The following is a 16,279-nucleotide window of genomic DNA, read 5'->3' as shown; positions in this document are numbered from 1 at the left end:
ATGAAGGAATATCATCAGTACCCGATGTGGGACGCGTCACTTTCACTTGAGGAACGTTTGGATGACCTGATTGCAAGATTGACAACGGAGGAAAAAATTCGTCTGATTCCTACGCGCGAAGCAGCTGTGCCAAGACTGGGTATTCCAGGCTATAACGTCGGTGGTGAAGCTGCCCATGGGGTTGCATGGAAAGGGGAGGCGACGGTATTTCCGCAACCTCTCGGTCTATCGAGTACCTGGAATACGAGACTTATGCAGGAGATTGGTTCTGTCATTGGCGATGAAGCGAGGGCATACCATCACCGTGATCCTGAAGTTCATGGATTGACATTGTGGGCACCAACGGTTGACCTGGAACGTGATCCACGCTGGGGCAGAACGGAAGAGGGATATGGCGAAGACCCGGTTCTCACGGGAGAAATGTCGGCAGCACTCGTTAAAGGCATGCAGGGAAATGATCCTTTTTATCTGAAAATGGTCGCGACATTGAAGCACTTTTTTGCCAATAATAATGAGAAAGATCGTCTGAATTGTTCATCCAGTATCGATCCGCGCAATCTGCGTGAATATTATTTAAAAGCATTTGAAACGCCATTTGTGGAAGGTGGTGCCTTGTCCATGATGACAGCCTATAATTCCATTAATGGTACACCTGCTATTGAAAGTCCATATGTGAATGATGTGGTTAAGGGTGAATGGTCGATGCCTGGTTTTATTGTATGTGATGGTGGAGACCTGTCACAGACGGTGAACTATCATGGTTATCACACCAGTCATGCCGAATCAGCAGCAGGTGCGTTGAAGGCAGGGGTGGATTGTCTTACGGATGAAGTTGATCTTGTCGTATCTGCTCTGGAGAAGGCTCTTGATCAGGATCTGTTGAAGGTAGCTGATTTGGACCGAGCGATTCGCAACATCTTCGGTGTTCGGATGCGACTTGGACAACTGGATCAGTCCGGGCTTAATCCATATGCGTCTATTCCCGAGTCGATATTATGTGCACCGGAACATGCCAAACTTAGTTATCGGGCCGCTGCCGAATCCATTGTTTTGCTCAAAAATGATGGCTTGCTCCCCTTACAGCCAGAAGCGTTGCAGAAGATAAGTATCATTGGACCGCTTGCGGACGTTGTCTACACCGATTGGTATAGTGGCACACTGCCTTATCGTGTATCTGCCCTCGATGGACTGCGTAATCGGCTACCCGAAGCTGATATAACATATGTCGATGGGAATGACCGTATACGGCTGAAGACAGCAAACGGGCAGGTTATAACCATGGGTACGGAAGGTACACTTGTCGCTGTACCGGAGGGTAGTGCACCTTCAGCCGAGTTTTTACATCAGGATTGGGGCTGGGGAAGTCACACGCTGAGAAGTGTTACCAATCGATACGTAAGTTTAACCGAGCAAGGGATCTATCAGGCGAACGCACCAGAGATTGGTGGCTGGTTCGTGAAGGAAGTTATTCGAATTGATCCTCAAACGGATGGGAGTACCACCTTGCGAACGTGGAACGGCATTCCCGTTGGACTGAGCGAATATCAGGGGCATTCTGCTTTATCACCACTCCCGCCACTAGGAGAACAAGCTACGGGTACAACTCCGAATGATATGGGTGACTTTGGACGTACATGTCCATCACCAAGCAACACACCAAAATCTGTGGCCTTTGATATCGATATTATGACACGCGGAATAGAACAAGCCGTAGAAGCTGCACGTAGCAGTCAGGCATCTGTCGTTGTTGTCGGCAACAGTCCATATATCAACGGCAAAGAGGAAATTGATCGCCCAAGTCTACTGCTTCCACCGAATCAGGTTGAGCTTGTCAAGGCTGTGTGCGAGGTCAATCCTAACACGGTAGTTGTCATTGTGGGCAGTTATCCATTTGCCTTGCAGGAGTTGAAAGAGATTGCCCCAGCCATCGTTTATATGACACATGCAGGTCAGGAATTGGGGAATGCACTTGCGGATGTGCTGTTAGGTTATTATGCCCCAGCAGGCAGGTTGAATATGACTTGGTATGAAGATGAATCCCAGCTTCCTGACATGATGGACTATGACATCATCCAGCGGGACATGACCTATATGTATCATGAAGGGCCGGTTCAATATGCATTTGGTCACGGTCTAACCTATTCGGAATTCGAGTACGAAGAGATTCATGTAAGTCGTGCTATAGAGGACGATCGAGATCATTTGGAGATTGAAGTGAAGGTACACAATAAAGGAGAACGCGACAGTGATGAAGTTGTACAGATCTATGGAGCTGCACATACCTCGCGAGTGAAACGCGCTCAGAAGCAACTGCTTGCTTTCCGTCGTATCCATGTGAAAGCAGGGACGAGTGTTACGATTCGTTTCGAAGTTCCTGTTCAGAAGCTGTCACTGTGGGATGTTACGCGGGATCGATATTGCCTGGAGACAGCCACTTGGGCCATTCTGGCAGGGCGTTCTTCCGCAGATATCCACCAGTCGGCCGACATTAAGATTGAAGGAGAGACGATTCCGGATCGTCCGCTGCACTTGCTTACCTTTGCCGAGAATTACGATGCTTGTGCAGGTGTTCTGTTGGATGAATGTCTGGAAGGGCGTTCGGCAGTACGGTCAATTACTCGGGAAGAACCCTTATATCAAGAGAATCAATCGTCCTGGATCTCTTTCAACCATAATGCTGTTCAGAAACTGCAAGGATTCCAAGCCAGAGTGGCAGCCTTTGGAGAAGGGGGCAGACTGGAGATTCGTTCCAGAGGACCGGAGGGCGATCTACTCGGTGTGTGTGAAGTACCCGGACCTGGAGGCAGTGTGAATGGGAAGGATATTCGGTGGACTACTGTCCAGTGTCCCCTTGAGGCGCCAAATAAGGTGAATGAGCTGTATATTGTTTTCAAAGGCGGAGCAGCTTTACGTCATTTTATGTTGATGTAGTTGTGGGCATTGAACCGAAGAAGCTGTCTTGCACGAATACGTGAAGACAGCTTCTTCATGCTGACTAGTGATACATTCCATACGTCTGAATAATCACGCTCGAAAACAACCACAATAATGCTGTTGTGTGTAGAATCTGTAAAGGTGGTTGTGGTATGAATGATAAAAAGTGGGACCTCGTCGCACTTGCTTCCATCCCTTTAATTATGACCTTGGGTAACTCCATGCTTATACCGATCTTGCCACAGATTGAACGTGAATTGAAGGTATCTGCATTCAAGGTCAGTATGCTTATTACAGTCTACGCTGTAGTTGCCATCCTGCTTATTCCAATCGCAGGGTATTTGTCTGATCGTTTTGGCAGAAAAGCAGTCATTATTCCCAGCCTTATTATTGCAGCCGTCGGGGGTGCTGTAGCTGGTGTGGCTGCATGGATTTTGGATGGAAATGTAGCTTACTGGACCATTTTGGGTGGCAGGTTATTGCAGGGGGTTGGAGCAGCCGGCGCATTCCCTATTGTCATTCCATTGGTTGGGGACATGTTTAATGATGAAGATCAGGTTAGCAAAAGCCTGGGAATCATTGAAACCTCGAATACGTTTGGTAAAGTGTTAAGTCCGATTCTGGGTGCAGCACTGGCTGTTTGGTTGTGGTTTTTACCATTCATGGCTATTCCTCTATTATGTTTAATCTCGGTGATTCTGGTTATTTTCTTGGTGAAGACGCCCAAGAAAAAAGAAAAGCCGCCCACCTTTACGGAATTTGTGTCTTCCATTCGGGACGTATTGAAAGAAAAAGGACGATGGTTGTACGCCTTGTTTGCAATCGGTGGAATTTGCATGTTTATTCTTTTTGGTGTGCTTTATTATCTATCCGAGACGTTGGAGAGCGAGTTCGCCATGAAAGGGGTCGTAAAAGGTCTCGTACTTGCGATTCCGTTGGCATCCCTGTGTCTTTTTTCCTTTTTCGGAGGAAAGTGGATTGGAAAGAGCAAGCCTCGCATGAAATGGCTCGGATTCGCAGGACTTGTTCTTGTAACCGTTTCGCTGGGTGTTATTGGGATTTTCGATAATATCTTCGTTGTGGTGGGATTGTTCACATTAGGAAGTGCCGGATTAGGAGCAACCTTACCATGTCTGGATGCTCTTATTACTGAAGGTGTGGATAAGAAACAGCGTGGTACAATTACAGGTTTGTTCAGCAGCATGCGATTCATCGGTGTATCGCTTGGTCCTCCTATTGTGTCCCTGTTGATTGGCACACAACATTTTTGGCTTTTTGGTGTGCTTGCGGCATCTGGAGCCGTGGGGGGATTGCTCACATTGTTTGCAGTCAAACCGGATAAGGGAGACGAACCTACTTCAGGAAGCGGACATAAACAGGATGAACGGCACATCGATCGGATTGAGACGAGTCGAGGTTATACACCTATACGGCGCAAGAAAAGTCCACTCTAGATGGATGGTGTTAGCCGACAATTCATTCTCATTTTAATTGAACACGATGTACACATAAAAAACGCGTTTACGCCTGAGAAAGCATGTGCTTCCTCGGTGTACACGCGTTTTCTTGAACATAGGAATGAACAACGTAATCGAGTCCATTTAATTTGACGGGTTTATTCCTTATTTATGGTATCTCGCGTATGATGTTCCGAATCCTTGGGCTGATCTGTGTTTCTTGCAGGTATATGGGTATGAACAAGCAGAGGATGAGCTTCTATGGAGAAGCTTCCACTTCGTTTTCCCTGAATCAGATAGATAAGCAGGAATAGAATCATGAACATGACGGAATAACGATACATATCGGTGTAACTGGTTATCGATGCAATCGCACCAAGTAGCAGTGCACCTGTCGCAATACCCAGATCCAACGAGTTCAGAAACATGCCGTTCGCCATTCCCCGTTGAGCAGGAGATACAACCTGAATCATCCAGGTCTGCAGAGATGATTGCATGGAACCATACCCAATCCCGTAGATAAAGGCTGCAATGAACAGCAGGGACATTGAAGTTGCGTAGGAGAGGAGAATGAGTCCTCCAGCAATGAATATGGCTCCTGGGATGAGCAATGCTTTTGGACCTTTGCTGTCATAGATCCGCCCCGCAAATGGTCTGACCAACAACACAGCAAGTGCGTTGAACAAGAAGAAAAGTGCTGGATTAGCCAGATTGGCTTCCTTACCGTACAAGACAATGAATCCGACAAGCCCGCCATACGTGATGGATAACAGGCAATTCAGCACACTAGGCAGGATCAGCTTGCGGTTGAAAGGCGTTTTCTGTTTCGAGCTCGATACCGAAGCGGTTGCTGTTGCCTGGGCGTTGAGGTCCGCACTGCTAACGGTTCTTGCTGCTTTTTTGCGTGTCAGCGTATAACTCAGTGGATAGATAACTGCGATAACACCAGCAGTACATAACATCAGGGTTACAAATCCTGCACCCTGGAGTAATGTAACACCGATGATAGGTCCCATGGACATAGCCAAGCTCGTAGATAGCCCAAAGTAACCCATTCCTTCACCCATTCGTTTGACGGGTACAATGTCCGAAGCCATTGTTGGAAAAGCAGTGCTGCTCATACCAAACCCGATACCAAACAACATTCTCAGCAATAACAGCACAGCTATACCTGCAGCAAAATAATAACCGAACGTTGCGAGCAGGGCTATCGACAGTCCAATGTAGATCATGGCATTACGAAGACCCTTCTCCAGTGCTTTCGCAGAATAGAGTCGGGCTGCAATGGCGCTGAGCGCAAACAGACAGGTAAATAAACTCACTACAAACGCATTGGCGTGAAATCGTTCCTGGACATAGGACGGAAGCGGTGAGACGATCATGTGCAATTGCAAGAATAACAAAAAGTTACATAACATTAACAAAATAAAATCTGTAGTCCATAGCCTAACTTGTGTAGATTGTTCTTTCATGATGACGTATTCCCCCTGAGTTGTAATTCATTACAGATTGCGATTTATGAGGGAAAGAGTATGTTTAAATGCTTCCATCTGGTCTTCGGGTATACCTTCAGCAAGTTCTTTATTCATTTCTCTTTCAATTGGAACAAGAATATCGATTAATGCTTTGCCTTCCTTGGTGAGATATAACAGGTAGGCTCTGCGATCTTGTTCGCTGGTCCGGCGTTCTACCCAGCCTTTTTTCTCCACCAGATCAATAATCCGGGCAGTGGTGGGTTGGTCTTTGAAGACACGCGCGGCCAATTCTTTCTGATTGACACCTTCACCTCGGTCAACATTAAATAAGACAGAGAATTGCTCTGTTGTAATATCATAAGGTTTGAACCGCGTTGCGAGTAAGGCTACTGCTCTGCGATGCGTGAAACCCAGCATGAATCCGACTGATTGTTCCAGTGTATAGTCCATGTAATTGTACAGCCTCTCTTTCCATCATAAAAAGTTCGAAATTAATTAGTTGTCATAACAACTATATGGCAAACAAGTAATTTTGTCAAAATGAAATATTCACATACAAGCCACAGCCCGCGCTATGCAAACATCAAATAATCCTGATAAAATGGGAATGAAATCGCTTCTATGTAAATGAATGTCCAGAGTATTTCAAGATTGGTGAATATCAATTCACTCTAACCGATGTTGGAGATGACCAAGGAGAGCTGTATATGCTGAAGAACATTCCCGCCATAATCCCTCCCGAGTTGCTCAAAATCATGTCTGAAATGGGGCATGGAGATGAGCTGGTTCTGGCAGATGGCAATTTCCCGGCAGCCAGTCATGCCAAGCGCCTGGTACGTTGTGATGCACTGGGAGTCGTCGAACTGCTGGAAGCCATCCTGCAATTATATCCACTGGATACCTATGCCGAGCGTCCAGCTGCGGTCATGCAGGTTGTAAAAGGGGATCCGGTGATCCCGATCGTATGGGAAGAGTACCGCCGATTAATTGAAGAATACGAAGGTATCACGGATGCTTTGGATCATGAAGAACGATTTGAATTTTATGAACGTGCTTCGCGTGCCTATGTCATTGTTGCAACTGGTGAGCGTGCGCAATATGCCAATCTGATTTTGAAGAAAGGCGTCATTTTTCCTGATTCTGATTCATGTCAGCAGCACCAGAATACTAATTCGAACTGAATAGTCAAGGCGACGGAGCAGCGGATGCTTTGGTCGTCTTTTTATTTTTGCCATTCCGAATCCAGTATACGATAACGTAGAGTATTGGCATGGATTCGATAAGTACGGTATACAGAGGTACAGCGTAAGAACGGATAGCCAGCTCGTATGAGGCGGCATCTTTGGCATATTGAAGGACTATAGCGGCAGCAGTTCCCCCAATCAGATAAACGACAGATTTTTGCTGCCTGATCCCGCTCAGTTTGGAGAGACAGACGGAAGCAACATACAACAGAAATGAGCTGCGAGTGAACATCGTTGTTGACCAAATTGCGATCAGAACAGGGTCCAGATTATCCAGGAAATCTCCGTATCGCGCAAAGCGTACCATTTCAAGTAAAGGATAGCGTAGTCCGGCGGCAACATACGGACCAAAATTCATCAGAGTGAACATCCAGAACACAACGATGAATATAACAACGGTGATGCCGGCAAATAACATGCTTTTCAGCATAGGACGCCTGAACGCAACGACAGGTGCGAGGAATAGGAACATCATCCATTCGGAGAACCATGGCATGGTGGACAGAGACCCCATCAGGATTTCACGCAGATCATGATGAGTTGCCATCGCAAGCAGTATGCCAGGATTGCCTCCGCCCCCAACCGCTGGAATAAGTAAGCTGGAAGTGAAAAGCTGCACCAGAAAAATACCTTCCGACATAAATACAATGGTAACCAAACCTGAACGCGCAGTCAGGCAGATGCACAGCAAAGTTAGGGTTGATGTTAACCAAATCGGAGTCTGTGGCAGATACATCGATTGCAGGAAGATAATAAAATTCTCCACATCAATGGATAACAAGTAGATACATAACAGTACAATTAACCCAATATAAAAGCGATGCACAACTTTGCCTACGATATCCTCTCCATAGGAGATCCAAGGTTTGTCGGGATTAATGGAGCCTAAACGGTATGTAAAGAGCAGAAAGACCAGACTGATCAGAAAGCCGCCAATGGTAGATAACCATCCTTGATAGCCGCTCATTTTGAATAAGCGCTGCAAAAGAAAGGCAACGGGTTCGGAATATAGGTAAACAAACATGAAGCGGTACGCCTGTCCTGCAGTCAGATGGTTCATCGTCAATCTCCTTTCTTATTTAATCATGTGATCAGCCCAGCCAAAGACCAGTTGGATCAGATCATTGGGGTTAGGCCATGCAGACCAGCTTACAGCGAGCGTGTTCCATACGAGAAAAAGAGCGAGCAACATAAAATAAGCCCGCCTGATCGATTTCTTGCTTGTTTTTACAGATGACCAATCCAGCAAGTAGAGTCCCGCAAATACCAAGACGGCTAACACGTATGTAACCTCCTTTTTAAGTCCACCAAAACGGCAATCCCCGATAACTAGAAGCTTGACTCCGAACCGACAAATTGGATATTGATATTCGTGTTGACGGTAAACTGAAGATCGTTCTTAACATAGTTGATCCATGTGGGGCGCAGTTTCTTCCATACCTTCGGGTATCTCCATTCGAGTCGGTATCCAAGCATGAGTATATCTGAGCCTTGGTGTTTTGCGGTTTGGATGGCACGAGTAAGATGAGCACTTACTTTTTCATTGGCTGCTTGTTCGATGTCCTTAATCCCAACAATGTCTTCAGCTTTCAGGACAGGAATGACCGAATTCAACTCAGCTCTTCCTGTCAGGTTGATAACAAAATGTGGTTCACCATTCTGGAGCTTTACATGTATATCCGATTGCATGCGGTATAACTTCATGCTTGCTTTTTGCTTTTTGGATTTAACGGAAATGGTCATCGAATCCAGGGTTTTGTCCTGCCCAGGCAACAGCGCGCGCTTCATCGGCCGAGAGTGTTCCAACCATCCGCATCTGTCTGAATATGGAGCCGCCGATTTGACTGACCCACTTTTTGGATTCTCCCTCTTCACTGACCATGTTGGTTTTTTTGCTGCCTAACATCGATGAGGCAAATCCCTGATTCATTTTATCGGATGTAAATACACTTAACACCTGGGTTTTTAGCAGGTTTTCCTCGGTGGAGAATTCCCGCAGCACGTCACTTGGAGTTTCTTCGAATACCGGAGTCAGATCAGAAACGTCCTTGGCTCTGCCATTCGCAACCATCACGTAGCTGCTCAGGTGGAAAAGGGGTTGACGTGCAATCCATTCCATCGTGTCTTCAATCCCCTCACGTGCATAGGCTTGGCCAAAGACAATCACTCGCGTATGTCCCCAAGATATTTTACGTGTCAGGTCTGTCTGGATTCGCTCTATCGCATCCGCAATTGTCGGTGCCGTTGCCGAAACAGCTGCATAGGGGTCTTTGCCTGTACTACCACCTTCTGGAGAAAGACGATTGGGGAGTGGCATGCTAAGCGTGACTTCGATCTCTCCAGGGGTATCCGCTTTGTCCACGTACATGGCTGTAATGAAGGTGCGCTCGTTAATCTCGACTTTGGACCAGCATCCGGTGCATAACAGACAACAAATAATGATGACCACAAGTTGAAGGGGAGGCCTTCGAAATATCATGGTGTATCCTGCCTCCTTTCATTATCGGTCGCATAGGCTTTGGTTCGTTTTTTCATCATGAACCAAGGCACCCGAATAAACGTATCCTTAAAATCACGTAGTACGAGTGGGGCAAAAGGCTGCATGTACGGAACACCAAATGAACGCATGCTGACCATATACCAGTACAACAGATAGATAGAAATGACGACACCGAACAGACCCAGTGTTCCACCCATCAGCAGAACAGGAAAGCGGAGCAGACGGAAGGCCAGTCCCAACTCGAAATGCGGAATAATAAAGGCTGCAATGCCTGTAATGGACACAACAATAACCAGAGGAGCAGAGACAATACCTGCCTGTACAGCTGCTTGTCCAATGACAATACCGCCAATAATAGAAACCGTCTGTCCGAGCGGCTTGGGAATACGGATTCCGGCTTCACGTAATCCTTCGAAGGTAATCTCCATGATGAAGGCTTCAATCAATGCCGGAAAAGGAATGTTCTCTCTTGCGGATGCAATTGTAATGAGCAGGTTCGTTGGAATGATCTCGGGATGAAATGTAGTGACTGCTACATATACGGAAGGCAACAGGAAAGCAATGATGGCAAACAGCAAACGGATAATTCGGATAAATGAAGCTGAATGGAACCGCTGATAATAGTCCTCGGACGATTGCATCAAAGAGAAAAATGTGACTGGAATGAGCAGCGAGAAGGGTGTTCCATCCTGCATGACTCCGATCCGTCCTTCTACGAGAGCAGCTGCAACGGCATCTGGTCTTTCGGTATATTGATACTGTGGAAAAGGAGAAAGCGGATGATCTTCCAGAAATTCTGATAGATAGCTGACACCCAGACTGCTGTCCATATCAATCTCACCCAGACTGGTTAATACATTTTCCAAAATATCAGGTTTGCATAATCCTTGAATATAAATGACAAAAACTTCGGTTTTGGTATATTTGCCGATGGTAAATTTGATCATTTTAAAATCGGGATGCTTAATTTTGTGTCGCAGCAGAGACATATTTACATTAATATCCTCGATAAACGCTTCCTGGGGGCCAACGACGACGACTTCATTTGTTGATTCAGGTACGGAGCGCTTCTGATAATGTTGAATTGAAAAAATGATCATGCCGGACATGCCTTCGATATAGAGTGCTGCATTACCGGTTACGATATCATCTACCAACGTTTCTGCTGAATCCCTGTACTGGTTTTCGAGAGAAAAAAAGGTCCCACTCACGACTTGCGTAATAAAATCGGGACCGACTTCGTTCCGTGCAGCCTCTTCAAGCAAAGGCTTCACAATAGCTTCACGCATGATCTGTGTGTCGACAATGGATTGAATATAGAGCAAAGTGCAATGGAGCGGCCCGATCTGAAGGGGCTGATAGATCATATCTGCCACGCCGATTAGACGTGATTGAACCTGTATCAGAATGCTTTCTTTCATAGATCCCTTCCTCCTAAAGAAATGAATGGTTCGGTTCTCTACAAGCTATAAGCGATACTATAGTGTGCAACGCTTCGACTGAAATATACTCCGAACGCTGAATGTTCGACATATCTAGAGAAATGTTCATGGATACTACAAACTTTGATACAGATGATGAATGGGGAAAGCGAGGGGATTGTTTTAAAATAGAAGGCACACATCTGAAACGATGATCTCATTTCCTAAGGAGTTGAAAGAATTGCAGCACCGAATCAGACAGGCAAGTCTTGCGGATATGGATGCAGTGGGACGGTTATTTAATGAGTACAGAATGTTCTACAACCAAAATGCTGACCTTGAGGGAGCACGTCAATATATTAGAGAACGAATGGAACGTGATGAATCGGTAGTTTTGGTAGCAGAAACAGATGTGAACAGTGATTGTGGGGCAAATGGAAGCAACGACTTACTACTCTTGAATGGCTTAATTTGTACCGGATTCGTTCAACTTTATCCCAGTTTCAGTTCGGTATCGATGGGGCCGATCTGGGTGCTTAATGATCTATATGTGCATCCGGATTATCGTCAGCAAAGCATTGCAAGGAAGCTGCTGCAAGCAGCCAAGCGATTGGCATCTGAGCGTGGAGTTCTTCGTATATCACTCTCGACTGAGTTAAGTAACAAGCAAGCACAAGTTCTATATGAATCCGAAGGATATGCACAGGATACCAAATTCATGTATTATGAACTTAATGTATAAGAGGTTGCTCAAAAAGACGCACTATATAAATGAAGGGCAGACCCGTCAAGTCGGGAATGAGGGAGGGAAGTCGCGATATGATGCAGTGGATTGCTATGATCACGATGTTAATTGATCATATAGGAGCTGTCTTTTTTCCACATATGATAGAACTGAGGATCATAGGTCGTATAGCTTTTCCAATCTATGCCTTTGCAGTGTATATCGGCTATAAACATACACGAGACGTACAAAAATACATATGGCGGCTGTTCTGGATTGCGATGATATCACAGGTGCCGTTCATGGCTGCGTTTAATCATTACTCATTGAATGTGGTATGGACGTTGTGGTCAGCTCTTTTGGTCCTGTTAGCTATCGATAAACTGCCATCCCGCCTACTGGGCATTCCGATCGTAATTGGAGCAGGTTGGTTCATGGAAATTAGCCAGATGGATTACGGGATGTATGGGTTAATATTGGTCCTGTTATTCCGTTATTTCCAGGGTCCTGTACTTGTAGTAGCACATGTCGTGTTAAATTCACTATATCTTCTGCTGCACAACAGCTCTGTTCAAATGTATAGTATACTGGCAACTGCAGGTATTGCCATGGCTCAATATTATCAAGCAGGTTTCCGCATGAAGGGGCCACGTTGGGTTTGGCGCTATTTCTATCCAGCTCATCTCGCCATCATTGCAATGATCCGATGGGTGTAAAAGAATGATCCAGCAATGGGAAGTGAAGCCAAGAAGCCACATTCTCGTCAGTGAATGACGAGAATGTGGCTTCTTGGTATTCCAATTTTATTAAATGTTGATGATAGATTGAATGTACTCATTTACTCCATTGCTGTAGAAGTGCCATAATGCGGCCGGATTGCAGCTGGGAAATATCCAATCTGAACGGCGTAGTCTAACATGGCGGAGATGAAGTGATCATCTGTTTTCGCACATGAGATTCCGGCAGGTTCCACATAAGCAGTTGTGACAGGGCAGGCGTAGACATAAGCTGAATCCTTTGCACCGTCGCCTTCAAGCTGAGCAATGGCCAACTGTAGAGCTTCAGGCTCCTTGCTGATGCTGGCATCGAACAACCAACGTGTGTAATCCGCGAAAGGTAGCGTTTCGACTTCATAACCAGCTCGATTCACTGAACGGATCAGTTCATCATAACGGATTGGCTCCGGATTACAGATGTGGAATACACGACCAGCTGTATCCTGACGTAAGGCCAGATGAACAATAGCTTCACTCGCATAGTTGATCGGTGTGAAATCAACCATCCAGTCTGCGGCAGGAGCTTTGCCGAGCAATAACATCGCTTTGATCATACGATAGAAGGCGTTGCTATCAATATTGGACTGGAAGCGTCCAGTTTCAGAGTGGCAAGTGAGATTACCTGCACGATAGATACTGACAGGTACACCCTCCTCGGCGGCAATCATGAGCACTTTCTCGGCTTCAAGCTTGCTGTCCGAATACAGGTTGTCCACATGCAAGTCGGCCGGGAAACGATCATATTGCAATGAGGATTCCCACTGTCCGCTGAGTGCCAGATCCTCCGGAATACCCATCGTGGATACATGGTGGAAGGAAGCCCCAGGTTTGCTGCGAATCAGATCCAGCAAAGCGACTGTGCCTGCTACGTTCGTTTTGGCGAACTGCTCTGCATCCCCAAAATGACGTACATCTGCAGCACAGTGGATGACACGGTCAATTCGTTCCTTAACATAGGCAGTTTGTTCAGTTGAAAGACCGAGATGAGGTTGTTCAAGATCCCCTTCAATAATCTCCACGCGGGCTGCAAGTTGATCAGTCAGTTGTTTACCGAAATATCCTTCCAGCACTTTAGTCAAACGTTCCATCGCAGTTATTCCATTGGTCGGGCGACGAACAAGCGCGTAGATTCGTGTACTTGAATTCAGAATTAACTGTTGCAGTACATGGGAACCCAGATATCCAGTCGCTCCGGTAAGTAACACATGCTCAGGTTCACGAATGACCGGATATCCCAACTGGGATGCCAGTTCTACAGGATGTTCGGATAATTGCGTGATCAACCCATCAGTCACCACTGAATCTGTAACTTCTACTGCACTGTGAGACAGTACTTCTACACGACGAGCAAGAGCCCGGACGGTTCTCTCGGCAAAGAAGTCGGCAATTTTCAGCTGAGGATAATGCGGCTTCAGAATGACCAATACATGAATAACCCGGAGAGAATCACCGCCGATATTGAAGAAGCTGTCTTCGACACCAAAGTCGTCATGCTGAAGAATTTCTTTCCACGCATCCAGGATAATGGATTCCGTCTCCGTCTCGGGCATGACCAGGTCAGGGCGATCTTCGTGCCGTTCCACATGAGGTAGGGATACCATCGCTTTGCGATTGATTTTCCCAGTCGGTGCTATCGGCATTTCATCCAGCTGACAGATCCACTTCGGTACAAAATAAGAAGGGAGTTTCTCCGCCAGTTCTGCTTTGATGTCCGAAACAGAAAGGGTACGGCCATCTTTCGATGTAAAATACCCAACCAGCATATTTTGTCCGTCCGATTCTTTCTTCGGAATGACGGCAACGTTCTGGATCTGTTCAAGTCGGGCAAAGTGATCTTCAATCTCCCCGATCTCAATGCGGTGACCACGAATTTTTAGCTGTGAGTCACTACGACCGACATACTCCAGCAACCCGGTATCCAGCAATTTGGCAATATCGCCAGACTTGTAGATTTTCTCACCTATCGCAAACGGATTCTCAATGAATGATTGCTCTGTACGTTCTGGCTGATTCAGATAACCTTTGGCCAGTGCAGGAGTAGCGATATATACCTCACCAGGCACGCCTACCGGACAGAGCTGTTGTTCTTCATTCACGATGTATACTTTGTAGTTATGAATCGGTTTACCGATAGGGATGTTCACCACATGTTCGGGAACCTGCTCACTGATGCGGTGAGTGGCTGTGGCTACTGTACATTCGGTAGGTCCATACACATTAACAATGTCAATCTGGTTGCCAAATTTGCGCTGGAAGGCACGAACCTGTTCGCCATAGAGTGCTTCTCCGGCTACGGTGATGATTCTGACTTTGGCCAGCTTGTGGAAACCTTCTTCTGATAAATAGGTTGCAAGCTGATTGAAGAAGATCGTAGGCAGTATCGTAATAATGGTTGTTCCTGTACGTTCAATTGCACTTGCGAATTCTTCAACGGATACACGTTCTTCCGCAGACAACAGATATAATTCTGCTCCATAGAACAAGGCGCCAATCGTATCCCACACGGATGCATCGAAGCTGTATGTAGCAAACTGGGTTAATACATCACCTGGTTGAATGTCACAATCACGCTGCACCACACTACCAAGATTAGTGACACCCCGATGGGCAATCAGTGCACCTTTGGGCTTACCGGTAGATCCTGACGTATAGATGATATACGCAAGATCGTCTGGGTGAATATCCAAGTTAGGGTTGCTTGCTGCAAACCCGGCTAGACGACCATCCACAGCCAGAATCTGGCGAACGGTAGCTATACTGGAGAATAGGCTGGATGCTTGGGCATAAGAAGCTTCTGTTGTCAGAACGAATGGTGAAGCCGTATCTTCCACAATATAGCTGTTACGTTCTTGGGGATGCTCAGGGTCGATCGGAACATATGCACCACCTGCCTTGAGAATACCGAGCAGGGAGATGATGGTCTCCAGACTTCGATTCATAAAGATACTAACGAATTCCCCTTTTTGCAATCCATTGGATATCAGAACACGTGCAACCTGATTGGCTCGTTCGTTTAATTCTCTGTACGTATATCGTGCGGATGGCGATGTAATCGCCGGTGAATCCGGATATGCTGCTGCAGTTGCTTCGAACCAGCCGTGAACGGTCTGATTCGCTGGTTCGAGAACGGCAGTATCATTCATTTCACGGTACAGCAACCGGTCTGAGGCGGAAAGGATATCCACTGCACCGATTGCTTTGTCACTGTCACGCACAAGGGCAAGTAGAAGAGTCTGATAGTATTCTGCATATCTCAGTACAGTAGACTCTTTCAACAGTGAACTGTCATAGAACAGATCGAGAATGAGCATGCTCTGATCATCTCGAACGTTCCAATTCATGACTTGAGGAGCTTGCGGCAACTGAACGCTATTCAGCATAAAAAACGTTTCAGGGTATCCACCAGTTTGCAGCGTGTATTCAATCTTGAGCTGTTCTGAGATCTGATGACATAGTTCGCTAAAAGTTAATTTTCCCTGAATCTGTAACGAAAGATAGGAAGCTGCCTGATCGGGAGCAAGTACCCCTATGGCAAGGTCCTGTTCAGCTGACAATCGGAATAACAAGGCTGCATAAGCTGAGAGGAGTACCGGGTACACCATCTGTTCTCCAAACTTCTGTTTAAGTTCACGACTTAGAGAAGCATGTAATGTTAATTGAGCAGATTGATAAGAGAATGATTGTTGACGTCGCCCAAAATCCAGTGGAATCTGAAGAACCGGCAAGCCAGATTCCATAGAATGGGAAA

At 46.2% G+C, this 16,279-nt stretch carries 13 protein-coding genes; 5 read left to right on the top strand and 8 right to left on the bottom strand.

Translation table 11 applies throughout. The features are described 5' to 3' along the window. Together AC4G47_RS19905 and bcbE are read left to right on the top strand one after the other, a co-directional pair. Positions 1-2,931: a glycoside hydrolase family 3 C-terminal domain-containing protein gene (locus tag AC4G47_RS19905; protein WP_491102312.1), complete on the top strand. Its 2,931-nt coding sequence runs from the start codon at positions 1-3 to the stop codon at positions 2,929-2,931. A gap of 155 nt (positions 2,932-3,086) precedes the next feature. Then, the gene (gene bcbE, locus AC4G47_RS19900; protein ID WP_491102311.1) at positions 3,087-4,388 is read left to right on the top strand and encodes a bacillibactin exporter BcbE; all 1,302 of its coding nucleotides are present in this window, start codon (positions 3,087-3,089) and stop codon (positions 4,386-4,388) included. A 161-nt stretch (positions 4,389-4,549) separates the two neighbouring features. Here bcbE and AC4G47_RS19895 read toward each other — a convergent pair whose 3' ends face one another. Further along, positions 4,550-5,863, bottom strand: coding sequence for an MFS transporter (locus tag AC4G47_RS19895; RefSeq protein WP_491102310.1), 1,314 nt, complete (start codon positions 5,861-5,863; stop codon positions 4,550-4,552). A 30-nt stretch (positions 5,864-5,893) separates the two neighbouring features. Further along, on the bottom strand, positions 5,894-6,316 hold the full coding sequence (locus AC4G47_RS19890) for a MarR family winged helix-turn-helix transcriptional regulator (protein ID WP_458126306.1): 423 nt from the start codon (positions 6,314-6,316) through the stop codon (positions 5,894-5,896). Positions 6,317-6,573: 257 nt separating this feature from the next. On the opposite strand from AC4G47_RS19890, the gene AC4G47_RS19885 reads away from it, so the two are divergent. Continuing rightward, complete coding sequence (locus AC4G47_RS19885; RefSeq protein WP_491102309.1) at positions 6,574-7,047, top strand: RbsD/FucU family protein; 474 nt, start codon at positions 6,574-6,576, stop codon at positions 7,045-7,047. Positions 7,048-7,051: 4 nt separating this feature from the next. Here the strand turns inward: AC4G47_RS19885 and AC4G47_RS19880 are convergent, their stop codons facing one another. Genes AC4G47_RS19880 through AC4G47_RS19860 form a run of 5 tightly spaced genes read right to left on the bottom strand, consistent with a single transcriptional unit; the run spans position 7,052 to position 11,031 of the window. Continuing rightward, positions 7,052-8,170, bottom strand: coding sequence for a GerAB/ArcD/ProY family transporter (locus AC4G47_RS19880; RefSeq protein ID WP_458126308.1), 1,119 nt, complete (start codon positions 8,168-8,170; stop codon positions 7,052-7,054). Positions 8,171-8,185: 15 nt separating this feature from the next. Beyond that, positions 8,186-8,392 (bottom strand): hypothetical protein, encoded by a 207-nt coding sequence (locus tag AC4G47_RS19875; protein ID WP_458126309.1) that lies wholly within the window; start codon positions 8,390-8,392, stop codon positions 8,186-8,188. Between the two features lie 47 nt (positions 8,393-8,439). After that, positions 8,440-8,814 (bottom strand): Ger(x)C family spore germination C-terminal domain-containing protein, encoded by a 375-nt coding sequence (locus AC4G47_RS19870; protein ID WP_491102308.1) that lies wholly within the window; start codon positions 8,812-8,814, stop codon positions 8,440-8,442. 22 nt (positions 8,815-8,836) lie between these two features. Further along, the gene (locus AC4G47_RS19865; protein WP_491102307.1) at positions 8,837-9,589 is read right to left on the bottom strand and encodes a Ger(x)C family spore germination protein; all 753 of its coding nucleotides are present in this window, start codon (positions 9,587-9,589) and stop codon (positions 8,837-8,839) included. Next, a complete protein-coding gene (locus tag AC4G47_RS19860) occupies positions 9,586-11,031 on the bottom strand; it encodes a spore germination protein (protein WP_491102306.1) in 1,446 nt (481 codons plus the stop codon). The genes AC4G47_RS19865 and AC4G47_RS19860 overlap by 4 nt, the downstream gene beginning before the upstream one ends. A 241-nt stretch (positions 11,032-11,272) precedes the next feature. On the opposite strand from AC4G47_RS19860, the gene AC4G47_RS19855 reads away from it, so the two are divergent. Continuing rightward, positions 11,273-11,773 carry a GNAT family N-acetyltransferase gene (locus AC4G47_RS19855; RefSeq protein ID WP_458126312.1) on the top strand — a complete coding sequence of 167 codons (501 nt, stop codon included), beginning with the start codon at positions 11,273-11,275 and terminating at the stop codon, positions 11,771-11,773. A gap of 77 nt (positions 11,774-11,850) precedes the next feature. After that, positions 11,851-12,471, top strand: a complete 621-nt coding sequence (locus AC4G47_RS19850; protein WP_491102305.1) for a TraX family protein — start codon at positions 11,851-11,853, stop codon at positions 12,469-12,471. Positions 12,472-12,593: 122 nt separating this feature from the next. Here the strand turns inward: AC4G47_RS19850 and AC4G47_RS19845 are convergent, their stop codons facing one another. Further along, on the bottom strand, positions 12,594-16,268 hold the full coding sequence (locus AC4G47_RS19845; protein ID WP_491106747.1) for a non-ribosomal peptide synthetase family protein: 3,675 nt from the start codon (positions 16,266-16,268) through the stop codon (positions 12,594-12,596). Between the last annotated feature and the right edge of the window lie 11 nt (positions 16,269-16,279).

The organism is Paenibacillus sp. Negev47 (genome assembly GCF_058313655.1).
This window is presented reverse-complemented; position numbering and strand designations above follow the sequence as displayed.